Raw genomic sequence first — 23,166 nt, forward strand, 5'->3', positions numbered from 1 at the left:
GTGGGCCCAGGGCCTCAGAGACCGGCATCGCGCAGGACCCCGCCGGGAACCGGCCGAACGGCCCGCGCGCGGCGGTCGTAGGATGCCAGCATGCATGACGACAGCGCACTGGTCGAGGCCCGGCTGAACCGTTTTGTTCGCGAACGGCTGCACCCGGCGATCTACCGGGCCACCGCCCCGCTCACGGTCACCGCCTGGGTCGCGCCGGGGGAGCCGGTCTCGTTTGCCGAGGCGGTCTCGCATCCGTTTGAACCATTCGTCGTCGGCGAGTCGTGGGGAAGGCCGTGGGGCACTGTCTGGTTTCATCTCACCGGACTGGTACCGCCCCAATGGGCCGGCCTGGCCGATACCCGCATCGAGGTCGTCGTCGACCTCGGGTTCACCGTCGCTGTGCCGGGCTTCCAGGCCGAGGGCACCGCCTACAGCTCGGATGGCCGGGTGCTCAAGGGCGTGGAATCGTTGAATCGCACCGTGACGGTGGTCAGCGACACCATTGACCTCTATATCGAGGCCGCCGCCAACCCTAATATCGCTGGCGACTTCAGTTTCACTCCCACCCTGCTCGGCGATCTTGGCACCGCCGGCAGCACGCCGCTGTATGCACTGCGCCAAGCGGATGTCGCCCAGCGCGACACGCAGGTCTGGCAGCTCGCGCAGGACGTGTTCACACTCGACGGACTGCGCCGGGAGCTTTCGGCCGCATCGCCGCGGCGGGCGAACATTCTGCGCGCCCTGGAACGCTGCCTCGATCTGCTCGACCCGGACGATGTGGGTGGCACCGCGGAAGCCGGACGCGCCGCCCTGGCTCCGGTGCTCGCCAGCCCAGCCAACGCCAGCGCGCACCGAGTGCACGCGGTTGGCCACGCGCACATCGACAGCGCCTGGCTCTGGCCGGTACGTGAGACCGTGCGCAAGGTCGCGCGCACCTGGTCCAACGTGCTCGACCTGATCGACCGTCACCCCGATTTTGTGTTTGCGGCCTCGTCGGCGCAGCAGTATGCCTGGCTCCAGCAGTTCTACCCGGAGCTGTTCGAGCGCGTGCGTAAAGCCGTCGCGGCCGGCAACTTCGTTCCGGTCGGAGGGATGTGGGTTGAATCCGACACGAATATGCCCGGCGGCGAGGCCCTGGCCCGGCAATTCGTGGCCGGCAAGGGGTTCTTTCTGCGCGAGTTCGGGGTGGAACCGCTCGAAGTCTGGCTGCCCGACTCGTTCGGCTACTCCGCGGCACTTCCTCAAATCGTGCGTGCCGCCGGCAGCCGCTGGTTTCTCACCCAGAAGTTGTCCTGGAACGACACGAATCTGTTTCCGCACCACAGCTTTCTCTGGGAAGGCCTCGACGGCAGCCGCGTCTTCACACACTTTCCGCCGGTTGCCGACTACAACGCGCAGCTCTCCGGTCTGGAACTGGCCAGGGCCGAGCGGTTGTTCGCGGAGAAGGGCGTGGCCAATACCTCGCTCGTGCCGTTCGGTTGGGGCGACGGTGGCGGCGGTCCGACCGAGGAGATGATCGCCGCCGCCCACCGTACCGCGTCGCTTGAGGGATCGCCGACGGTCGAACTGTCCAGCCCGCGGCGGTTCTTTGAAGCGGCGGAGGCCGAGTATGCGGCGCCGCCGGTGTGGTCGGGCGAGTTGTATCTGGAGTTTCACCGCGGCACGCTCACCTCCCAGGCTCGCACCAAGCAGGGGAATCGGCGTTGCGAGCACCTGCTGCGGGAGGCGGAACTGTGGGCGACGACGGCCGCCGTGCGCGTGGGGGCGCAGTATCCACGCGCGGCACTCGAGAACGCGTGGCAGACGGTGTTGCTGCAGCAGTTCCACGACATCCTTCCGGGGTCATCGATCGCCTGGGTGCACGCGCAGGCCGAGCGCGAGTATGTGCGGGTCACTGGAGTGCTGGAGGGGGTGATCGAGGAATCGGTTCGTGCGCTCGTCGGGCCGGGCGATGGCGCGGTCGTGCTGAATGCGGGGCCGTATGCGCGGGCGGGCGTGCCGGCGCTCGGCGGCAGCGCGGGCGCCGATACTCAGGGTGCCGATGCTCGGGGTGCCGATACTCTCGGCGCGGGTGCTGCGGGTGCTGCGGGTGCTGCGGGTGCTGCGGGTGCTGCGGGTGCTGCGGGTGCTGCGGGTGCTGCGGGTGACGAGGCGACGAGCGCGGAGGGTACGGGCCGGGATGCTGGGGAGACTGCTCCCGTGCGCGCTTCCGCGACTGCGGTGGGGGACGCTGCCGCCGCGCACGCCGGGGCGATAATCTCACGCACTTCGGCCGGCTGGGTCCTGACGAACGAGCTCGTCTCCGTCACGATCGACGACGACGGACTGTTCACCTCGGTGTACGACCGGCACGTTGACCGCCAGGTCGTGCCGGCCGGAGCGCGAGCCAACCTGCTCACCCTGCACCGGGACACCCCCACCCAGTGGGATGCCTGGGACATCGACACCCCGCACGCGCGCCTGTTCGAGGCACTCACCGATGCCGACTCGGTTGAGCAGCTCGACCAGCTCCCGGTCGGTCAGGTCGGTGTGCGTGTCACACGGCGATTTGGCGAGTCTTCGGTCGTCGAAGATGTGACCCTCGCGTCGGATTCAAGCGCGATCGACCTGCACGTCAAAATCGACTGGCATGAGCGGCAGAAGCTGCTGCGACTGAACTTTCCGCTCGACGTCAAGGCCGACCGGGCCTCCTCCGAGATCCAGTTCGGGCACATATTCCGCCCGACGCATGCGAACACCTCCTGGGATGCTGCCCGTTTCGAAACCGTCGCCCACCGCTGGGTCCACGTCGGCGAACCGGGTTTCGGCGTCGCGGTTGCCAACGACTCCACCTATGGCCACGCGATCATCCGCACCGCGTTTGCTCCAGGCGAAACGGATGCTCCGCAGCGTGACCCCGGCACCGGGCAGGACGCGAACGCAGCTGGGTATTCCAGCACCGGCGAGGATGCCAGCGTCAGCCAGGGTTCCCGCCGTGACGGAGAAGTCCGCGTCGGCAGCACCGCCAGCCCCGACCGGGTGACGGATACGGCCCCGCCCGCAGCGGCGGCCCGCATCGGCACGACCGTTGCACTGACTCTGCTACGGGCCGCCGTCTATCCCGACCCGACCTCCGATCAGGGCGAGCACGAATTCCGCGTCGCCCTCCGCGTCGGCGCGAGTATTCCCGACGCGGTAGATGAGGGCTACCGGCTGAACCTACCGCTGCGTACCGTCGCGGGCATGGGCTCTACGCCGGTCGAGCCGCTCTTCACGGTCGACAACCCGGCCGTGGTCATCGAGGCGGTCAAGCTCGCCGAAGACGGCAGTGGCGACGTGATCGTGCGGCTCTACGAGGCGCACGGGACCCGGTCCCGGGCCCGGGTCATCCGCTCATTCGCCGCAGCCGAAGCACACGAGACGGACCTGCTCGAGCGCCGCGTTACCCCGGCCGCCATCATTGCGACGGATGACGCCGCCCTGACCCTGGAATTGCGCCCCTTCCAGCTCGTGACGCTGCGCTACCCTTCCATCCATTGAACGCGAGAGCGCAAAAAGTGCCCGATTGAGAGTTCCAATCGGGCACTTTTTGCGCTCTCGCGGGGTGTTAGACCAGCAGCTGGTGCTTGGCCAGGTCGCGATATAGGGGGGTGGAGACGACTAGTTCGGAGTGGGTGCCGACGCCGACGACCTCGCCGTGGTCGAGCACCACGATTTGGTCGCTGTCGACCACGGTGGACAGGCGGTGCGCGATCACGATGAGCGTGCGGTCCACCGCGACGGCGTCGATGGCTTCGCGCATCATCTGCTCGTTCTTGCCGTCGAGGCTGGAAGTAGATTCATCGAGCAGAAGAATCGGCGGGGCCGCGAGCAGTGCCCGGGCGATTGCGAGCCGCTGGCGTTCTCCGCCGGAGAGTTTCACACCCGATTCGCCGACCGCCGCGCCGAGCCCGGCTGGGTCGCGGTCGAGCAGTTCACCCAGATTGACCGCCTGCAGCACCTTGATGCAGTCCTCGTCGGTGGCATCGGGGGTGGCGAGCGTGAGATTGTCGCGCAGCGAACCGGCCAGGACCGGGGCGTCCTGCTCGACGTAGCCGATCTGCGCGCGCAGCGCGGTGCGATCCAGCGAACGAATATCCAGCCCACCGAGCCGCACGGTGCCGTCCGAGACATCGTAGAACCGCTCGATCAGGGCGAGGATGGTGCTCTTGCCAGCGCCGCTGGGCCCGACGAGCGCGGTGCGCAGCCCGCGCGGAGCGCTGAACGAGACTCCCTTAAGCACCGGGCGCGGGTCCAGGGAAGAGTCCCCGATGGAATCGGCGTCGAGATCAGCGTCCGTTTCGGCCGAGCCGGCGGTATCCGTTGTCGGCGCAGCGTCTGAACCAGCGGCGACCTCAGCCGGAGCCACCGCGTAGCCGAAGTGCACGTTCTCGAAGCTGATCGCGGCGGCTTCCGGGTTGACTTTGTCGTTGGCGGCGCCGACGGTCATGGCGAGCGGCGCGATGTCGCGGTCGAATTGATCCTCGGTGGGCAGATCGATGATCTCCTGGATGCGGCCGAGCGCTCCGAGAGCCGAGTTGACCGAGGTGATCGCGCCGAAGAACTGGGCGAGCGGCATGATCATCATGAACAGGAACAGAATGAACGCGACCAGGTTGGCCACGGTGATGGCGTCGCTCGCAACGCGAAAACCGCCGACGCCCAGCACGACCAGGAAAGACACCTGCATGGCGATGCCGGCGATCGGCACGACGAGGGCACTGATCTTGGCGACCTGGATACCCATGCGCCAGGCGCCGCGGGCATCTTCTTCGATCACGGACGTCTCACGCTCGGTCGCGTTCGCGGCGCGCACGGTGCGAATGGCGCTGATGGCACGCTCGACGCTCGCGGCGAGGTCACCGACCTTCGCCTGCGCGGCCTGGCTCGCGGTGCGGATGCGCCGGGACAACAGGGTGACGGTGACCACGGACACCGCGATCACGAGCACGGTCAGCCCGAGCAGAACCGGGTCGATAATGAGCATGGCCACGAGCGCGCCGATGAAGGTGAGCGAGCCGCCGATCGCTTCGACCAGCCCCTGCGTGAGCACCGCGCGCAGCAGCGTGGTGTCACTGCCGACGCGGGAGACGAGGTCGCCGGTGCGGCGCGCATCGAACTCGCTGATCGGCAGGCGCAGCAGGCGTCCGACCAGCTTGCGGCGGCTGGAGAGCACGACTCCCTCACCGGTGCGCTGCAGCAGGTAGTGCTGGTACCCGCTGATCAGGCCCGAAATTACCACGAGCGCAATGAGTACTCCAACCAGCGAACCGAGCGGGTCACCGGCCTGCACGATCGTGATGACCTTACTCACCAGCAGCGGCTGGGCCAGGCTCGCGGCCGCACCGAGCACGCTCAGGACGATGACGACGCCGAGCACCTTCTTGTGCTCGAACAGGTAGGGCAGCAGTTGGCTGAACTTCGCGCGCGGACCGGTCGGGGCTGGCCGGCCGCGGCGGCCGCGCGGCGGCTTGACGGCCTTCTGGGCAGCGGATGAATCGGGCGTGCGGGTTGCGGTGGTCACCGATTCATCTTAACCGTTCGGCGTCCAAGCCTCCCCGCAATCCCGTCATCGGTCTACAGTGGGGCACTGTGCCGGAGCCTGTCATTGCCACCCGAAATCTCGTCAAGAGCTATTCCGTCAACGGCTCGAAAAACTTCGTCGCCGTCGACGGGATCAGTTTCGAGGTGGCCCCGGGGGAGTCCTTCGGGTTGCTCGGCCCCAACGGCGCCGGAAAATCCACGACGATGCGCATGATCGGCGCGGTGTCCACCCGCACGAGTGGCGACCTCACGGTGCTCGGCCTCGACCCGAACCGGTACGGTCCCGAGATTCGTTCCCAACTCGGCGTGGTGCCGCAGGAGAATAACCTCGACCTCGAGCTGAAGGTGCGGGAAAATCTGCTGGTCTACGGCCGCTACTTCGGGCTGCCGCGCGCCCGAGTCGCCCGCCGGGCCGACGAACTGCTCGAGTTCGCCCAGCTCCAGGACAAGGCCACAGCCAAGGTCGACGACCTCTCCGGTGGCATGAAACGGCGCCTCACCATCGCCCGGGCGCTTATTAACGACCCGCGCATCCTGCTGCTCGACGAGCCGACCACCGGACTCGACCCGCAGGCACGCCACATTCTCTGGGATCGACTGTTTCGACTCAAGGAGCAGGGCACGACGCTGCTCGTCACCACCCACTACATGGACGAAGCCGAGCAGCTCTGCGACCGCCTCATCGTCGTCGACAAGGGCCGCATCATGGCCGAGGGTTCTCCGGCCGACCTGATCCGCCGGTATTCCTCCCGCGAGGTCCTCGAGGTGCGCTTCGGCTCAGCCCAGAACGCCGAGGTCGCCGACCGCCTTCAGAGTTTCGGCGGCAGCGGTTTCGGCGAACGGGTCGACGTGCTGCCCGACCGCATTCTGGTCTACAGCGATAGCGGCGAGCGAGAATTAGAGCGGATGACCGCGGTCGGCCTGCACCCGATCACGAGCCTGGTACGCCGTTCCAGCCTCGAGGACGTGTTCCTCCGTCTCACCGGCCGAAACCTGATCGAATGAGCGCGAGCGATTTCGACAACGCTCGGGATGCTGGCGGGGCGAGCGACAGCATCCGTTCGCAGGCAGTCGCGGCGGCTGTCGTCTCGGCCGCCCGCACCCGCCGCTACGGCTCCTGGTATGTGGCCGAGCACCGGTTTCGGGTCATGCGGTCGTACGCGCAGACGGTGCTGTTCACCGCGATCGGCAGCCCGCTCGTCTACCTCTACGCGATGGGCGTTGGCCTGGCCAGCCTGGTCGACGGCAATCTCGGTGACAACGCCGTCAATGGGGTCAGCTACCTCGAATTTCTCGCACCGGCGCTGCTCGCGAGCAGCGCGCTTGCAGTCGCCTCCGAGGAGTTCAGCTACCCGATCATGCTTGGCTTCAAATGGAACCCGACCTTCTTCGGTATGAACGCGAGTTCGATTCAACCCGGTCAGATCATCAACGGCATCGTCATCTCGGTAGCGGCGCGCATGCTGCTCACCTGCGCCATCTTCTATGTCTTCATGCTTATTTTTGGTGCGGTTCCTGGCCCGCTCGGTGCCGTGGCGGTGCTCGTGGCGCTACTCACCGGCCTCTCGTTCGGCGCGCTCCTGATGGCGTACACGGCCACCCTCAAGGACGACACCGGCCAGCTCGCCATGGTGCAGCGCTTCGTGATTCTGCCGATGACGCTGTTCTCCGGCACGTTCTTTCCGCTCGACGTGCTGCCGACCTACCTGCAGTGGCTCGGCTGGATCTCACCGCTCTGGCACGGCACCGAACTGTCCCGCGTCTTCGCCTATGGCCGACCGGAACCGATCTGGCTGAGCGTCCTGCACGCGCTCTATCTGGCCGCCCTGCTCGCTGTCGGCTGGATCTGGGCGCGTCGCCTCACGGCCGCGAGGTTGAACAAATGAGGTTTTCGTCGACGCTCGTCACTGCTGCTCGCCCGCCACGGCTGTTCGGGAGCCGTGGTGTCGGTAAGTATTACGCCGGTAATGCGCGCAGCGTGATGGCGCGCGGCTGGCGCGCGACGCGCAGCACCAACTCGCTCGTTGTGCTCAGCGGAATGGTCGAGCCGATCTTCTACCTGCTGTCGATGGGCCTCGGCCTGGGGGCGCTGATCGGCCAGGTACAAACCGACGACGGCCAGAGCATGCCGTACGCCGCTTTCATCGCCCCGGCGCTGCTCGCCGTCGCCGCGATGAACGGTGCCATCTACGATTCGACCTGGAACGTCTTCTTCAAGATGCAATTCGCCAAACTCTACGAGGGGATGCTGGCCACCTCGCTTGGCCCGCTGGACGTGGCCCTCGGCGAGATCTCGCTCGCCCTGGCGCGAGGGCTGCTCTACGCGACCGGATTCCTGCTCGTGATGCAGGCGCTCGGCCTGAACCTGTCCTGGTGGGCGCTGCTCGCGCTGCCGGCGGTGCTGCTGATCGCGTTTGGATTCGCATCCGTCGGCATGGCGGTGACCAGTTATATGAAGACGTTCCAGCAGATGGACTGGATCACCTTCGTGCTGCTACCGATGTTTTTGTTCTCGGCCACGTTCTACCCGCTGAGCGTGTATCCGCCGGGCGTTCAGTATGTGATTCAGGCGCTGCCGCTCTGGCATGGTGTCGAGCTCGTGCGCGGCCTGACCACCGGCCAGGTGGATGCTGGCCTGCTCTGGCACGTGCTCTACTACGCCGTCATGATCGTAATCGGCGTGGTCATGACCACCCGTCGCCTGAAAGCCCTGTTCCTGACATAGACAACGCTCCCCCTCGCCAGCGGCAAGGGGGAGCGGATGCTGGTGCGGCTGGACCTACCGGTGCAGGTCGAGGTCCTTCGTTTCGCGGCTCAGGATCAGCGCGATCAGGGTGATCGCGCCCATGATCGAGAGGTAGATGCCGACCCAGAACGGGCTACCCTCGCCGATTGTCCACAGCCAGACGGCGATGAACGGGGCGACGGCCGCGCCGAGAATGGAGCTCATGTTGTAGGCGAACGCGGAGCCGGTGTAGCGCACGCTGGTCGGGAACAGCTCGGGCAGCAGCGCGCCCATCGGCCCGAAGGTCATGCCCATGAGTGAGAATCCGACGATGAGGAACAGCATGACGCTGAGGTCACCGGCACCGAGCAGGGGCACGAAGAGAAACCCGAACACGATGATGAACATGGTCACGATGATGAGCGTCTTGCGGCGCCCGTGCTTGTCGGCCCACGGGCCGGAGGCGAGGGTGAAAATTCCGAAGAACACCACGCCGAGAATCATCATGAGGATGAAGGTGTTGTAGCTGAATCCGAGCCCCGGCAGCGCGGCATCCGTTGCGGCACGGCCGTAACTGAGAGTGAACGTGGTCATCAGGTAGAACAGCACGTAGGTGGCGAGCATGATGAACGTGCCGAGGATGAGTTCGCGCCAGTTCGACTTGAATACCGCAGCGAGCGGCAGCTTCTCGACACGCTTGGCCTGGACGACCTTCGTGAAGACCTCGCTTTCGACCAGGCGCAGACGCACCCAGAGTCCGACGATGACCATGACGGCCGAGAACAGGAAGGGGATGCGCCAGGCCCATTCGAGGAATGCCTCGGACGGGCGGGTCGGGTCGGTCGACGGCAGTGCGAGCGCGAGGCCGAGAAACAGGCTGTTGGCGATGATGAAGCCGAGCGGGGCGCCGACTTGGGGGAAGGTACCGTACCAGGCACGCTTGCCGACCGGGGCGTTTTCGGTTGCCACGAGAGCAGCGCCGCTCCATTCCCCGCCGAGGGCGAAGCCCTGGGCCAGGCGCAGAATGACGAGCATGAACGGTGCCCACCAGCCGATCATGTCGTAGGTCGGCAGTAGGCCGATCAAAAACGTCGCGATGCCCATGGTGAGCAGTGCACCGACCAGGGTGGCCTTGCGTCCCTTGCGGTCACCGAAGTGGCCGAAGAACAGGGCGCCGATCGGGCGGGCGACCATGGCGGCGCCGAACAGGCGAAGGAGGCGAGCAACGCGGTGGTCTCGTTGCCGGTGGGAAAGAACAGGTGCGGAAACACGAGGACGGCGGCGGTGGCGTAAACGTAGAAGTCGTAGAACTCAATGGTCGTGCCGATGAGGCTCGCCATGATGACGCGGCTCTTCGGATTGAGCGGTGTGGTCGGCGTCGGAATTGACGCTGTGGTTGTTGACATGGGGGTGGAACGCTCCGATGTGATAACTGAGCGCCAACGAAACCCGCAAGTCGATCGGACTTCCCGCAGTAGCGTTTACGCACGAATGATGGTGTGGCCGCGTGTAGAGGTCACCGATCACCCTACCCCCGGGGGGTCTGGGCCAACGCGCGACAGCGGCTAATCCGCGTGAAGCACTGGTGTGCCGACTTTCGCGACGAAAAAAGCTATTTCCAGAGGACCGCGATGACCACGTTGACCAGGGTGAGGGCTCCAATGGCCCAGAGCACGAGCGATGAGACGCTCGGCTTCTTGCGGTTCACGATGACCAGCACGGTGATCACGATGAGCACGAGCAGCTTGATGCCGATTTTGGTGTTGTCGATGTGGCCGAGGGTGCCCACCTGGATGACGCCGACGAGGAGCAGGCCGGTGACCAGCTGGGTCAGCGCACCGTGGAACATGGCGGCGACGATTGTGCCCTTGCCGGCAATGATCGGCTTGATCTGCACCAGAAAGCCGCCGAGTAGCGAGGCGAGGCCGACGAAGTGCAGAATGAGCAGAATATTGCGCAGAAGGTCCATGCGTTCAGCCTAGGTGACGACGATGCGCTACAAGCTAGCTGCGCAGCTCGCGCAGCAGAATTGCGGTGGCCAGGGCAGCGGATGCCGCCTCCTCGCCCTTGTCTTCCTTCGATCCGGGCAGTCCGGCCCGGTCGAGGCCTTGCTGTTCGTCGTCGAGGGTCAGCACGCCGAAGCCCACGGGCTTGCCGGTGTCGAGCGCAACGCGAGTGAGACCATCCGTTGCCGCATTGGAGACGAACTCGAAGTGTGGAGTGCCGCCCCGGATGATCACGCCGAGGGCGACGGCCGCGTCGGCCCCGTTTTCGAGCGCGACCTTGCAGGCGACGGGCAGTTCGAAGCTGCCCGGCACGCGCACGAGCGACCAGGAGGCTCCGCTCGCTTCGAGCACGCGGGTTGCGCCGGCGATGAGGCCGTCGGTGATCACGTCGTGCCAGAGACCCGCGACGATGACGACGCGCAAGTCGGTGCCGTCAACGCTGAGGGTGGGTCCTGTTCCGGCCATTAGGCGATTCCGTTCATGATTTCGGTGTCGGTGATGTGGTGCCCCATGCGGTCGCGCTTGGTGGCGAGGTATTCCTCGTTGTATTCGCCGATCCCCACCACGAGTGGCACGCGCTCGGTCACAGCGACGCCGTGCAGTTCGAGTTGACGTACCTTCTCGGGGTTGTTGGTGAGCAGCCGCACCGAACTCAACCCTAGTTCGTGCAGGATGCTGGTGGCCGCGCCGTACTCGCGGCTATCGACGGGCAGACCCAGCGCCACGTTGGCGTCGAGGGTGTCGAGGCCGTCTTCCTGCAGCTCGTAGGCGCGCAGCTTGTTGATAAGGCCAATGCCGCGCCCCTCCTGGCCGCGCAGGTAGACGACCACGCCGCCTTCCTCCTGGATGATGTCGAGTGAGGCGTCGAGCTGTGGTCCACACTCGCACTTGAGTGAGCCGAACGCTTCGCCGGTGAGGCACTCGGAGTGAACCCGCACGATGGCGCCATTGGCCGGGTTGCCGGCGACGAAGGCGACGTGGTCGGCGCCGGTGGAACGGTCTCGGTAGGCGCGCACCCGAAAGAGGCCGTGCCGGGTGGGGACGGTGGTCTCCACCTCGAAGTCGACCCGTGGCGCCTCGATCAGTGGCGCGATCGTCGGCAGTGCTGCGTTGGGGTGGAACTCGTCGAGGTAGCTGATCAGGTCTTTAATCGTGATGACGTGCAGCCCCTCGCGCTCGCCGAGTTCGAGCAGGCCGGGCAGTCGCATCATCTCGCCGTCTTCGGCGACGATCTCAGCGATCGCCGCGACCGGAACCAGACCGGCTAGTTTCATCAGGTCGACGCCGGCTTCGGTGTGGCCGCTGCGCTCGCGCACGCCGCCGTCGCGGGCGCGCAGCGGCAGGATGTGGCCGGGGCGGTGCAGGCTGGCCGGTGCCGACGCCGGATCGGCCAGAACTCGCAGGGTGTGGGCCCGGTCGGCGGCGCTGATCCCGGTCGACAGCCGATCGGCCGCGTCGACGCTCACGGTGTAGTTGGTACCGAGCGGGTCTTCGTTGTTCAAGACCATCACCGGCAGGTCGAGCTGGTCAGCGATCTCATTCGTCATCGGGGCGCAGATGAAGCCGGAAGAGTAGCGCACGGTCCAGGCGATCCACTCCTGCGTGGCGAGCTGGGCCGAGATGATGACGTCTCCCTCGTTTTCGCGGCCCTCGTCGTCGGCGACGATGACCGGTCGACCGAGGCGTAGGGCGTCGAGTGCGGAGGGAATATCGGCGAGGCTCATGATGCGCTCCTTGGGGTGGTGACGTGCTGGGAATTGTGGGTCGCCGTGAGGGCGAGCATCCGTTCAACGTGGCGGGCCAGAATGTCCGTCTCAATGTTGACTCGGTCGCCGACGGCGCGCTCGCCGAGGGTGGTCACCGTGAGGGTCTCGGGAATGAGCGACACCTCAAACCACTGATCCGTCTCGGTGGCGGGGCTGATGTTGCTCACCGTGAGGGAGACGCCGTCGATGGCGATCGAACCCTTGCCGACGACGAGCGGTGCGAGTTCGGCGCTGAGGCTGAACCGCAGCACTCGCCAGGCATCACCGGGCGTGAGACTAAGCACCGTGCTGGTGCCGTCAATGTGGCCCTGCACGATGTGGCCGCCGAGGCGTCCACCGACGAGGGCGGCGCGTTCGAGGTTGACCGGGGAGCCGACGAGGGCCGCGGACAGTGTCGACATCGACAGGGTCTGCGCCATCACGTCGGCGGTGAAGGTTTCGGCGGTGCGCTCGACCACGGTGAGACAGACGCCCTGCACGGCGATGGAGTCGCCTCGCAGCGCGCCGTCGATCACGAGCGGGCCGCGGATGGTGAGGCGGGCGGCATCCGCTGTCTGCTCGATGCGCACGATTTGGCCGAGCTCCTCGATGATTCCGGTGAACATGGGTTCCTTAGTTGGTCTGCGGTCGGGCGACGATGAGAACATCGTCACCGAGGCGGTCGAGGGAAAGAATGGCGAGGCGGCGCTGCTCACCGATCGCGGCCACACCGATGTCGGTGAGGGCGAGCCGGGAGCCGCCGATGAGCGTCGGAGCCAGGTAGATGAGGTATTCATCGACCAGGCCGGCGGCGACGAAGGCACTCGCCACGGTCGGTCCACCCTCGATGAACACGCTGCGCAGACCTCGGCCGTGCAGGTCGGCGAGAACGCCGGGAAGGTCGCGTCCGTCGAAAAACAGCGGTGACTGCGGGTGGTTGAACAGGGCAATGGATGCCGGCAGCTCACGTCGGCCCAGCACCACGGGCACCGGTTGCTGCGTGAGCAGCGTGCCATCGGCGTCGCGCGCGGTCAGGGCCGGATCGTCGGCGAGTACGGTCCCGGTGCCGACCAGGATCGCGGCGGCGGCACCACGCCGCCGGTGCACATCGAGGCGGGCTGCGTCGCCGGTGATCCAACGGCTGGAGCCGTCGGCCGCTGCCGCACGACCGTCGAGGCTCGACGCCCACTTGAGCGTGACGAACGGGCGCCCGAGGCGGGCGGCAACGAGCCAGTCGCCCAGGAATTCTTCGCCCTCCGCCACGAGCAGGCCGCCCTGCACGTCAACTCCGGCAGCGCGCAGCCGGTCGGCTCCGCCGCAGGAACGTTCGCCGGAGTCGGTCACCGAGTAGGCGACGCGAGCGACGCCGGCCTCGATCAGGGCCTCGGCGCAGGGTCCCGTGCGGCCGACATGGTTGCAGGGTTCCAGGGTGACCACGACGGTGCTGCCGCGCGCAGCGCCGGGGGAGAGCTGGGACAGCGCGTCGACCTCGGCGTGCTTACTGCCGGCTCCGCGGTGCCAGCCTTCGGCGAGGGTGTCGCCCTCAGCGTTCACAATGACGCAGCCGACCCGGGGGTTGACGCCGGTGGACGGGCCCTGGGCGGCAAGTTCGAGCGCGCGACGCATGGCGCTGTGCAGGGTATGCACTGCCGCGTTATTGGTCATCCCGCCCTCATCCGTATTGGACGAGCTCCGGGGGTATGGGTGTGCAGACCTGCACAAACCCGCCGGTCGACCGTAGGGGCCAACCGACTCGTGCGCCTCCCGTCCGGACTTTGACCGTCGGTGCTGGAATTTCACCAGCTCAACCGTTTCGCCCTTCTCTCGAGGGGCTAACGGGTCGCGGACTTTAACCGCCGGTTCGGAATCACACCGACCCCGGAGCACGTGTACTACTTCTAGTTATAGTGCAACAGTCCGCGCGCGGTACTATTCCCGGCGACATCCGCTGTTCCGGTCAGGGGCTCAGGAGGCCTCGACCAGGGCCCGGGCCGTGCTCTCGTCGACGAACAGGTCGGTGATCAGCCGGGCCGCGAGGGCCCCGCGCAGGCTCGCGAGCTTGGAGCGGCCGGCCACGACGCAGATGCGGCGCGGGGTGCGGCGCAACACGGTGAAGTCCGGGCCGGTTGAACGCTCGTTCAGAGCGATGCCGTCGGTCGAACCGTCGGCGCGGTAAAACACGGTGGCCACGTCGCCGACCACCTGGGCGGCGCTGAGTGCATCGAATTCGGCTTTCTCCAGGTAGCCACCGGCGTAGACACGGCTGATCACACCGGAAAACGGAGAGCCGAGGCCGAACAGGGCGATATCCATGGTGGCTTGCATGTCGATCAGGCGGCTTATGCTGCGCTCCCGCCACAGCGCCTTCTTGGTGGCCGGGTCGTCGAAGAACGCCGGCACCGGAAACTGCTGAATGTGTGCGCCGAACGCCGTGCCGAAGCGTCCGAGAATTTCACTCGCGTAGCCGAGGCCGGTCGTGCGCATGTTTCCGGCACCGTTGAGCTGCACGATCTGCGAGTTGTGGGTTTGTTTGGGCGTCACGTGTCGGCTGATCGCGTTCATGGTGGAGCCCCAGGCGATGCCCATGGTCATGTTCGAGTCGAAGTATTGACCGAGAATCCGTGCAACAGACAGGGCTACGCGCTCTAGGCGATCGACGTCGCTCGCGCTGTCTGGCACCGGAACGACGTGCGCTTCGATCCGAAATCGAGCCTCGAGCTGCTGCTCGAGGTGACTCGGGGCATCCAATGGCGACTTGATTTGGATGTCGACCAGGCCGGTCTCCCGAGCATGGCTGAGCAGGCGAGAGACGGAGGATCGGGAGGTGTGCAGCTCCCGAGCGATGGCATCCATGGTGAGGTCCTGCATGTAATACAGGTGCGCCGCGGTGAGGGCGTCGCGGCTGCGATCGGACTGCACGGGATCAATGTTGAGGGTCACAACGGCTCCTTGCACGTATGTTCAATCTGGTTGAGAAATTGTGTCGGACTGTCAGACTGAACCTATCCAAATGGTTTGCCGCAATGCAAGCCCAAGACAGAGGTGACAACAATGTCGTTCTTAAACTCACAGACTTCGTCAGCACTCAACGATCGTCCCAACGCCCAGGTGCTCATTATCGGCGCTGGCATCAATGGCATCGCAACCTTCCGCGATCTGGCCCTGCAGGGCGTCGACGTGGTCATCGTAGAGAAGAACGACTTCGTCTCCGGCGCCTCGTCGGCGAGCTCGCACATGATCCACGGCGGGGTGCGCTACCTCGAAAACGGCGAGTTTCGCCTGGTCAAGGAGTCGGTGACCGAGCGCAACAGCCTGCTCAAGATCGCGCCGCACTACGTCAAGCCGCTGCAGACCACCATCCCCATCTTCTCCACCTTCTCCGGAGTGATGGCCGCGCCGCTGCGTTTCCTCACCCACAAGCAGGGTTCCAAGCACGTTGAGCGTGGCGCCCTGCTGATCAAACTCGGCATGATGATCTACGACGCCTTCTCCCGCGACGGCGGTTCGGTGCCGCGTCACGAGTTCAAGGGTCGCGGTCAGACGCTCGCCGCTCTGCCGCTGCTGAACCCCGGCCTCAAGTACACGGCAACGTACTACGACGCCGCGATGCACGACCCTGAGCGCCTCGCCCTCGACGTGCTGCGCGACGGCCTCAACGCTGGCCCGCATGCTCGCGCCGCCAACTACGTCGAAGCCGCGGGCATGAGTGAGAACGGCGTGCTGCTGCGCAACAGCATCACCGGCGAAGAGTTCACCTTCACAGCGGATGTCGTCGTCAACACGAGCGGGCCCTGGACCGACCTGACCAACACCGCTCTCGGGCAGCCGAGCACGTTCATGGGCGGCACCAAGGGCTCCCATATCGTCCTCGACAACCCGGAGCTGCTCGCGGCGACCGGTGGCCGCGAGATCTTCTTCGAACACGAAGACGGCCGCATCGTGCTGATCTACCCGCTCAAGGGCCGCGTTCTGGTCGGCACCACCGACCTCGAACACGACATGAGCAAGCCGATTCGCTGCACCGAAGACGAGATCGACTACTTCTTCGACCTGGTCGCGCACGTTTTCCCAACCGTGAAGGTCGACCGTTCGCACATCGTGTTCCGCTTCGCCGGCGTACGCCCGCTCCCGCGCCACGACGAAGAAGCCCCCGGATTCGTCTCCCGCGACTACCGCATCGAGTCGCGTCCGCTGCCCCGCACCGGTGCCGAAGACGGCACCCTGCTCAGCCTGGTCGGCGGCAAATGGACCACCTTCCGCGCCCTGGCCGAGCACCTGAGCACCGACATCCTGAAGCTGCTCGGCCTGCCGCGCACCGTCTCCACCGAGGGCCTGGCCATCGGCGGCGGCCGCAACTTCCCCGCAACGGATGCCGCCCACCAGGTCTGGGTCACCGCCCACGGTGACGAGGTGGGCGCAGACCGCGCCGCAGCCCTGCTCGCCCGGTACGGCACCCGCGCGAGCGAGGTCATCGACTTTCTCACCGACCCGACCGCTCCAGCGGATGCCCCGCTCGTACACAACTCCGCCTACAGTCGGCGCGAGATCGAGTTTTTGGCCTCCACTGAGAGTGTCGTGCGCCTGATCGACGTGCTGCTGCGTCGCACCAGCATGGCCTTCGTCGGATCCGTCACCACGCCGCTGATCGAGGAGCTCAGCGGTGTCGTCGCCCCGGTTTTGGGGTGGGATGCTGGGCGGCTGGCCGAAGAGATCGAGCTGGCCCGCAGCATCCTGAGCGACGTGCACGGGGTCACGCTGGCCCCGGTCAGCCAGACTCCCATTCGCGTCGTCTGACGCGTTCGGCCGGGCCGGCGATTGCCGACAATCTGCACGAACGTGCAGCTCAAAGCGACCATCGCCCGGCCGGGCGCCGATACGTTTTTACACAGGTCACAAACAGCACGACCGTCGCACTCGACAATTAGGTCAGTCGGCAGCACCCCATCTGAAAGGTCAATGTGGACAATCTCGGTGTCGTCTTTATGTCAGAGGTCGTGGGAACGGCCATCCTCATACTCCTCGGCTGTGGCGTGGTCGCCAACGTCGCGCTCGCCAAGAACAAGGGCTTCGGCGGCGGTTTTCTCATGGTCACCATCGGCTGGGGCCTCGCGGTCTACGCCGGTGTCATCGCCGCGTACAACTCGGGCGCCCACCTGAACCCGGCCGTCACGCTCGGCCTCGTCGCGAGTGGCGCCGACACGTTCGGCTCCGGCGTTCCGGTCAACTTCGTGTCGATCATGACCTATATCGGCGCGCAGATGATCGGCGCGATCCTCGGTGCCGTCGTGGTCTGGCTTGCCTACAAGCAGCACTTCGATCAGGAGCCGGAAGCCGCCAACAAGCTCGGTGTCTTCTCGACCGGGCCGGCCATCCGCTCCTACGGTTGGAACCTGGTCACCGAAATCATCGGCACCTTCGTGCTGGTTTTCGTCGTCATCGGCTTCGGCCGCAACGGCGACGGCGGCGGGCTCGCGGCCCTCGGTGCACTGCCGGTGGCCCTGCTCGTGATCGCGATCGGCGCCTCGCTCGGTGGGCCCACCGGCTACGCCATCAACCCGGCGCGTGATCTCGGCCCCCGCATCGCACACTTCCTGCTGCCGATCAAGGGCAAGGGCTCAAGCGACTGGTCGTATTCCTGGGTACCCGTCGTCGGCCCGATCATCGGCGGCGTGCTCGCCGGTGCCTCCTCTGGTGTGCTGCTGCCCATCCTGGGCTAAGCCTGCCGACGCATTCTGCAGCATCCGCTTTAAACTGATTCATCCCACCTGGAACAACAAAGGAGTTACAAATGGCCAAGTACGTTCTCGCCATCGACCAGGGAACCACGAGCTCCCGCGCGATCATCTTCGACAAGGCCGGGTCGATCATTTCGACCGGTCAGCTTGAGCACGAACAGATTCTGCCGCAGGCCGGCTGGGTCGAGCACGACCCGAAAGAAATCTGGGACAACACCCGTGAGGCCATCGGCCAGGCGCTGTCCAAGGCGAACATCACCCGGCACGACATCGAGGCCATCGGCATCACCAATCAGCGCGAAACCGCTGTCGTCTGGGACAAGAACACCGGCGTGCCCGTTTACAACGCCATCGTCTGGCAGGACACCCGCACCCAGGCAATCGTCGACCGCCTCGCGGCCGACGGCGGTGTCGAGCGGTTCAAGAACAAGGTCGGCTTGCCGCTGGCCACCTATTTTTCCGGCACCAAGATCGTCTGGATCCTCGAGAACGTCGAGGGGGCACGCGAGAAAGCGGATGCCGGCGACCTCCTGTTCGGCACCACCGACTCCTGGGTCCTCTGGAACCTGACCGGCGGCATCGAGGGTGGCGTGCACGCGACCGACGTCACCAACGCCAGCCGCACGATGTTCATGGACCTCGAAACCCTGCAGTGGGACGACGAGATCCTGGCCATCTTCGACGTGCCCAAGTCGATGCTGCCCGAGATCAAGAGCTCGTCCGAGGTCTACGGCATCGCGAGCGGGCACAGCCTGCTGCGCGAGGTGCCGATTGCGGGCATCCTGGGTGACCAGCAGGCCGCGACCTTCGGCCAGGCCGCGTTCGACCAGGGCGAGGCCAAGAACACCTACGGCACCGGAAACTTTCTGATCTTCAACACCGGCACCGAGATCATCCACTCCAAGAACGGCCTGCTCACGACCGTGGGCTACAAGCTCGGCGATGCCCCCGTGCACTACGCGCTCGAGGGATCGATCGCCGTGACCGGTTCGCTCGTGCAGTGGATGCGCGACCAGCTTGGCATCATCAAGAACGCCTCCGAGATCGAAGACCTCGCCAAGACGGTCAAGGACAACGGCGGGGCGTACTTCGTGCCGGCCTTCTCGGGTCTGTTCGCGCCGTACTGGCGGTCGGATGCCCGTGGCGCCCTGGTCGGTCTCACCCGCTACGTGAACAAGGGCCACATCGCCCGCGCCGCGCTCGAGGCCATCGCGTACCAGACGCGGGAGGTGCTCGATGCGGTCAACGCCGACTCCGGGGTTCCGCTGACCGAACTCAAGGTCGACGGTGGTGCCACGGCCAACGACCTGCTCATGCAGTTCCAGGCCGACATTATCGGCGTGCCCGTCGTGCGCCCGGTCGTCGCCGAGACGACAGCCCTGGGCGCCGCGTATGCGGCCGGCCTGGCCGTCGGCTTCTGGAGTGGCCTCGACGACCTCCGCTCCAACTGGCAGGAGGACTCCCGCTGGGAGCCGTCCATGGACAAGGACGAGGCCGACCGCCTCCTGCGCAACTGGAAGAAGGCCGTAACGAAGACCCTCGACTGGGTAGACGAAGACGTGCGCTAGCTCTTCTCGCGAGAGCGCAAAAAGTGCCCGATTGGACTATCCAATCGGGCACTTTTTGCGCTCTCGCGTTACTGTGCCAATAGGGGCGGAAGGTCGTGGAGGGATTCGATACGGAGGATTCCAACGGGGGCAGCGGATGCGCCGGCGCGGTCCAGCCAGACACCCGTCAGCCCCGCAGCGGCCGCGCCCACGGCATCCGTGCGAAGCCGATCGCCCACGTACACCGCCCCCTCCACCGGAACGTCGAACAACGCGCAGGCGTGCTGGAAGATGCGCGCGTCCGGCTTGGCGAAGCCGAGAGCACCGGAGGTGACGACGTGCTCGAACCGGTGGGTCAGCCCGACCCGCCGAATCTTCTCGCCCTGAAACACCGGGTCGCCGTTCGTGATGAGGCCAAAGCGCACCCCGGGCAGAACCTCAGCCAGCGCGTCGAGGCAGGGGAGCGCGTCGTCGTGCAGCCGCCAACTGGCCCGGTAGCTCAGAAAGTACTCGTCAAACCAGGCGTCGGCCTCGGCGTCGGTCAGCGAGATGTCAAACGATGCGGCGAAGTCCTGGGCCCGGGCGCGCCGCTGGCCGGCAAAGTCCAGAGCGCCGGCGAGGTAGGAGTGGTAATGCTCCTCCTCGAGCGCGTCCCAGAGCACGATTGCTGCATTGCGGTCGCCGGTCGCGAATGCACCGCCGATCCGGTCGAGGTGCAGCAGGATTCCCGCTGCAACAGCTCCGCGGTGCTCGAACAGGGTGTCGTCGAGGTCGAACAGCACCACCCCAGGTCGCCGAGAGCGCAAAAAGTGCCCGTTTGACGGGTCCAATCGGGCACTTTTTGCGCTCTCGCCACCAGGCGCAGGGGGAAGGACGGGCATCAGCGGCGGGGGAGAAAGCCTACGCGGTCGTAGACGGTCGCCAGGGTTTCGTTCGCTACAGCGTCAGCCCGGGCGGCGTTCGACGCCAGCACCCGGTCGAGTTCGGCCGGGTCGCCGAGCAGCTCCGCTACGCGCTCGCGAATCGGGTCGAAGGTGCCGAGTACAACTTCGACGAGACCCTTCTTCAGATCGCCGTAGCCGCGCCCGGCGTACTCGTTCTCCAGCGACTCGATCGACTGACCGGCGAGTACGGAGTAGATCGTCAGCAGGTTCGCCACGCCCGGCTTGTTCTCGCGGTCGAAGACCACGCCCCCATCGGCATCCGTTACGGCCCGCATGATCTTCTTCTTGGTGACCCCGGGCTCGTCGAGCAGCCAGATCACTCCGGCGTGCGACTCGGCCGACTTCGACATTTTGGACGTGGGATTCTGCAGGTCGTAGATCTTCGCGGTCTCCTTCACGATCGCCACCTCGGGAATCGTGAAGGTGTCGCCGAACCGTGAGTTGAAGCGCAGAGCTAGGTCGCGGGTGAGTTCAACGTGCTGGCGCTGGTCCTCTCCGACCGGCACCACCGTGGTCTGGTAGAGCAGAATATCCGCCGCCATCAGTGTCGGGTAGGCGAACAGGCCCACCGTCGTCGCGTCGGCGCCGTGCCGCGCGGACTTGTCCTTGAACTGGGTCATGCGGCTGGCCTCACCGAACCCGGTGATGGTGTTCAGCACCCAGGCCAGCTGCGCGTGTGCCGCGACATGCGACTGCACATACAGCGTCGACGCCGACGGGTCGATCCCGGCCGCAATGTATTGCGCCGCCGTGCCACGCGTGTTCTCCCGCAGCTTCACAGGCTCTTGCGCGACGGTGATCGCGTGCAGGTCGACGATGCTGAAGAAAGCGTCGTGGGTCTGCTGCAGCGACTTCCAGTTCAGCAGCGCGCCAATGTAGTTGCCGATCTGCAGGGACTCGGCGGAGGGCTGCATGCCCGAATAGAGGCGGGGTTTGGTCATGAGTTCAACGCTCCAGAAAGGTCATAGTCGACAACGACGGGGGAGTGGTCGCTCCATCGCTGGTCGTACGCTGCGGCCCGGTCGACCGCATACGACACCACGGATGCCGCCAGCTCCGGGCTGGCCAGGTGGTAGTCCAACCGCCATCCGGTGTCGTTGTCGAATGCCTGGCCGCGCTGAGACCACCAGGTGTATGGACCCTCAACCTCACCGGCCCACTTGCGCCCAACATCCACCCAGCCCAGTCCGGCGCCCGCGTTGTACAAAGCGTCGCCTTCAGCGCCGAGGATACGGTCGAAATACTCACGCTCCTCCGGCAGAAAACCGGCATGCTTCTTGTTGCCGCGCCAGTTCTTAATGTCGAGAGTGCGGTGCCCGACGTTGAGGTCGCCGAGCACGAGCGCGAGCGAGCTGTGCATGCTCAGCTCCGGCAGCCGAGCGATCATGGCGTCCAGAAACTTGTACTTCTCCACCTGCTTGGGAGTGTCCGTCTCGCCGGAGTGCACATACGTGCTCACTACGGTGATGATCTGGCCGTTGACCTCGTAGTCGGCTTCGAGCCAGCGGCCGGCGCTGTCGAATTCCTCAGCACCGAGGGCAACGCGATGAATGGATGCCCCCGCGCGGCTTGCCAGGGCAACCCCGGCGCGGCCCTTGGCGGTGGCGGCGTCGTGCAGAATATTCCAGTCCGGACCGAGCAGCCCCTCGAGGTCTTCGGTGGAGGCACGCACCTCTTGGATGGCCAGAATGTCGATGTCACGGGCATTCAGCCAGTCGTCCATTCCCTTGCGGTACGCGGCTCGTACCCCGTTCGTGTTGATGCTGGCAATGCGGAGGGGTTTGGCTGCAGACATGAGTCAAGTCTAGTTTGGGGCGTCCCCCGCATCTGCCCGGGCAAAGCCTTCGACGACAGCTTCGGCAGCCCTGAGCCGCCGCCGGGCGCCCCACCGGGCATACCAGGGCGAGGCATCGAGATCCGCTCTGGCGGCGGTGAGCTCGCCCTGCGCGGTCAGCCTCAGGGCATCGTGCATCCGCTGCGCCTGGTCTTCCGCCGCCTCATCGGCGCTGAGCGTGTGGGGCGGAATCCCCGCATCGTCCATCCCCACCGCAATCCACGACGCCGCGATCAACGTGACCGTGCTCACGAGGTTGAACCAGATCAGCAGCCCAATGATCACCGCAAAGGTCGCCAGCAGCGGGTTGCGGCTGGCGCCGCCGAGCAGCGCACCACCGAGAATTTTGAGCAGGCCGAGCGCCAACCCGCCCAGCAGCGCGCCGGCGAACAGCCGCCGTACCGGAATGCGTACCCGTGACAACACCCGGAACAGGGCGGCCAGGGTGAGGGTGTCGATGACGAGCACGACGGCCAGGCCGATGGCGCGGGCCGAGGCTTCGTAGAAGAACGAGTCCTGCGGTATCTGAAAGATGCCAAAGAGCAGGCCGAGCAGCGCGGTGCTCGCCAGCGAGACGATCGCCGACAACACGAGGGCCAGGCCGAAGACCAGCCCGAGGCCGAGCTCGCGCAGCTTGACCAGCAAAAAGAACGTCGTCTGCTGCGGCATGTCAAAGACGGTGCGCACCGCCTGCGCCGTCGCCGACAGCCAGCCGAGCGCGGTCAGCAGCAGTCCGACCAGGGCGATTGCTCCGGTCCAGGTGAGAATGCCGGCGGTGGCGAGTAACTCGGGGTCGATGATGCCGTCGGTGCCGATCAGTCCCGGAATCGACTGGTTGATGATCGCGTAGAGCGCGTTCAGTAGGCCCTGATTCGCGGTCAGAAAGAGCCCCGCAATCGAAAAGCCCACCCAGACAGCCGCGAAAATGGCGAAGATCGCCTGATAGGACATTCCAGCGGCGAGGATGCTGCCACCCACGTTGTTGAAATGGGTCACCACCCGCACGGGTCGCCAGGTGAGGATGCGGGCTACAAGCTCTTTCACAGTGTCAGCTTAACCAAAGACACCCCCGTCGAA

18 protein-coding genes, 1 pseudogene and 1 riboswitch are annotated in these 23,166 nt (G+C 65.9%); of the genes and pseudogenes, 7 read left to right on the top strand and 12 right to left on the bottom strand.

The annotated features are described in order from the left end of the window. Positions 1 to 90 precede the first annotated feature (90 nt). Positions 91 to 3,510, top strand: a complete 3,420-nt coding sequence (locus E3T46_RS18555) for a glycoside hydrolase family 38 C-terminal domain-containing protein (RefSeq protein WP_241980745.1) — start codon at positions 91 to 93, stop codon at positions 3,508 to 3,510. A 67-nt stretch (positions 3,511 to 3,577) separates the two neighbouring features. On the opposite strand, the gene E3T46_RS13320 is transcribed toward E3T46_RS18555, so the two are convergent. Further along, positions 3,578 to 5,533: an ABC transporter ATP-binding protein gene (locus tag E3T46_RS13320; protein ID WP_134578912.1), complete on the bottom strand. Its 1,956-nt coding sequence runs from the start codon at positions 5,531 to 5,533 to the stop codon at positions 3,578 to 3,580. Positions 5,534 to 5,601: 68 nt separating this feature from the next. On the opposite strand from E3T46_RS13320, the gene E3T46_RS13325 reads away from it, so the two are divergent. The 3 genes from E3T46_RS13325 to E3T46_RS13335 are packed head-to-tail and all read left to right on the top strand — an operon-like array spanning position 5,602 to position 8,278. Continuing rightward, positions 5,602 to 6,558, top strand: coding sequence for an ABC transporter ATP-binding protein (locus E3T46_RS13325; RefSeq protein WP_134578913.1), 957 nt, complete (start codon positions 5,602 to 5,604; stop codon positions 6,556 to 6,558). Further along, the gene (locus tag E3T46_RS13330; RefSeq protein WP_134578914.1) at positions 6,555 to 7,439 is read left to right on the top strand and encodes an ABC transporter permease; all 885 of its coding nucleotides are present in this window, start codon (positions 6,555 to 6,557) and stop codon (positions 7,437 to 7,439) included. The genes E3T46_RS13325 and E3T46_RS13330 overlap by 4 nt, the downstream gene beginning before the upstream one ends. After that, on the top strand, positions 7,436 to 8,278 hold the full coding sequence (locus E3T46_RS13335) for an ABC transporter permease (protein ID WP_134578915.1): 843 nt from the start codon (positions 7,436 to 7,438) through the stop codon (positions 8,276 to 8,278). The genes E3T46_RS13330 and E3T46_RS13335 overlap by 4 nt, the downstream gene beginning before the upstream one ends. A gap of 54 nt (positions 8,279 to 8,332) precedes the next feature. Here E3T46_RS13335 and E3T46_RS13340 read toward each other — a convergent pair. From E3T46_RS13340 to E3T46_RS13370, 7 genes and pseudogenes are all read right to left on the bottom strand, one after another. After that, positions 8,333 to 9,684: pseudogene (locus E3T46_RS13340) on the bottom strand (MFS transporter). A 206-nt stretch (positions 9,685 to 9,890) separates the two neighbouring features. Beyond that, entirely contained in the window at positions 9,891 to 10,247 is a 357-nt protein-coding gene (locus E3T46_RS13345) for a hypothetical protein (RefSeq protein WP_134578916.1), read from the bottom strand. A gap of 34 nt (positions 10,248 to 10,281) precedes the next feature. Next, the gene (gene ribH / locus E3T46_RS13350; RefSeq protein WP_134578917.1) at positions 10,282 to 10,749 is read right to left on the bottom strand and encodes a 6,7-dimethyl-8-ribityllumazine synthase; all 468 of its coding nucleotides are present in this window, start codon (positions 10,747 to 10,749) and stop codon (positions 10,282 to 10,284) included. Beyond that, complete coding sequence (ribA, locus tag E3T46_RS13355) at positions 10,749 to 12,008, bottom strand: GTP cyclohydrolase II (protein ID WP_134467913.1); 1,260 nt, start codon at positions 12,006 to 12,008, stop codon at positions 10,749 to 10,751. Before ribA ends, ribH begins: the two co-directional genes overlap by 1 nt. After that, complete coding sequence (locus E3T46_RS13360; RefSeq protein WP_092448930.1) at positions 12,005 to 12,655, bottom strand: riboflavin synthase; 651 nt, start codon at positions 12,653 to 12,655, stop codon at positions 12,005 to 12,007. The genes ribA and E3T46_RS13360 overlap by 4 nt, the downstream gene beginning before the upstream one ends. Before the next feature lie 7 nt (positions 12,656 to 12,662). Then, entirely contained in the window at positions 12,663 to 13,694 is a 1,032-nt protein-coding gene (ribD, locus tag E3T46_RS13365) for a bifunctional diaminohydroxyphosphoribosylaminopyrimidine deaminase/5-amino-6-(5-phosphoribosylamino)uracil reductase RibD (protein WP_241980746.1), read from the bottom strand. Between the two features lie 87 nt (positions 13,695 to 13,781). Next, positions 13,782 to 13,919: riboswitch (FMN riboswitch) on the bottom strand. A 75-nt stretch (positions 13,920 to 13,994) separates the two neighbouring features. Beyond that, entirely contained in the window at positions 13,995 to 14,969 is a 975-nt protein-coding gene (locus E3T46_RS13370; RefSeq protein WP_347232620.1) for a sugar-binding domain-containing protein, read from the bottom strand. A 111-nt stretch (positions 14,970 to 15,080) separates the two neighbouring features. On the opposite strand from E3T46_RS13370, the gene E3T46_RS13375 reads away from it, so the two are divergent. From E3T46_RS13375 to glpK, 3 genes are all read left to right on the top strand, one after another. Further along, positions 15,081 to 16,823, top strand: coding sequence for a glycerol-3-phosphate dehydrogenase/oxidase (locus E3T46_RS13375; RefSeq protein ID WP_134578918.1), 1,743 nt, complete (start codon positions 15,081 to 15,083; stop codon positions 16,821 to 16,823). 188 nt (positions 16,824 to 17,011) lie between these two features. Next, positions 17,012 to 17,746, top strand: coding sequence for an MIP/aquaporin family protein (locus E3T46_RS13380; RefSeq protein ID WP_134579001.1), 735 nt, complete (start codon positions 17,012 to 17,014; stop codon positions 17,744 to 17,746). Between the two features lie 71 nt (positions 17,747 to 17,817). Next, positions 17,818 to 19,332, top strand: coding sequence for a glycerol kinase GlpK (gene glpK, locus E3T46_RS13385; RefSeq protein WP_134578919.1), 1,515 nt, complete (start codon positions 17,818 to 17,820; stop codon positions 19,330 to 19,332). Between the two features lie 68 nt (positions 19,333 to 19,400). Here glpK and E3T46_RS13390 read toward each other — a convergent pair whose 3' ends face one another. The 4 genes from E3T46_RS13390 to E3T46_RS13405 all read right to left on the bottom strand — a co-directional run bounded on the left by E3T46_RS13390 (position 19,401) and on the right by E3T46_RS13405 (position 23,133). Beyond that, positions 19,401 to 20,096 carry an HAD family hydrolase gene (locus tag E3T46_RS13390; protein ID WP_241979067.1) on the bottom strand — a complete coding sequence of 232 codons (696 nt, stop codon included), beginning with the start codon at positions 20,094 to 20,096 and terminating at the stop codon, positions 19,401 to 19,403. 95 nt (positions 20,097 to 20,191) lie between these two features. Next, positions 20,192 to 21,196: a tryptophan--tRNA ligase gene (trpS, locus tag E3T46_RS13395; RefSeq protein WP_134443494.1), complete on the bottom strand. Its 1,005-nt coding sequence runs from the start codon at positions 21,194 to 21,196 to the stop codon at positions 20,192 to 20,194. Beyond that, on the bottom strand, positions 21,193 to 22,050 hold the full coding sequence (locus E3T46_RS13400; RefSeq protein ID WP_134578921.1) for an exodeoxyribonuclease III: 858 nt from the start codon (positions 22,048 to 22,050) through the stop codon (positions 21,193 to 21,195). The genes trpS and E3T46_RS13400 overlap by 4 nt, the downstream gene beginning before the upstream one ends. A gap of 9 nt (positions 22,051 to 22,059) precedes the next feature. Next, positions 22,060 to 23,133 (bottom strand): YihY/virulence factor BrkB family protein, encoded by a 1,074-nt coding sequence (locus E3T46_RS13405; RefSeq protein WP_134578922.1) that lies wholly within the window; start codon positions 23,131 to 23,133, stop codon positions 22,060 to 22,062. Positions 23,134 to 23,166: the final 33 nt, after the last annotated feature.

Source organism: Cryobacterium sp. Hh11 (assembly GCF_004404045.1).
In the GTDB taxonomy this organism is placed as follows: domain Bacteria; phylum Actinomycetota; class Actinomycetes; order Actinomycetales; family Microbacteriaceae; genus Cryobacterium; species Cryobacterium levicorallinum.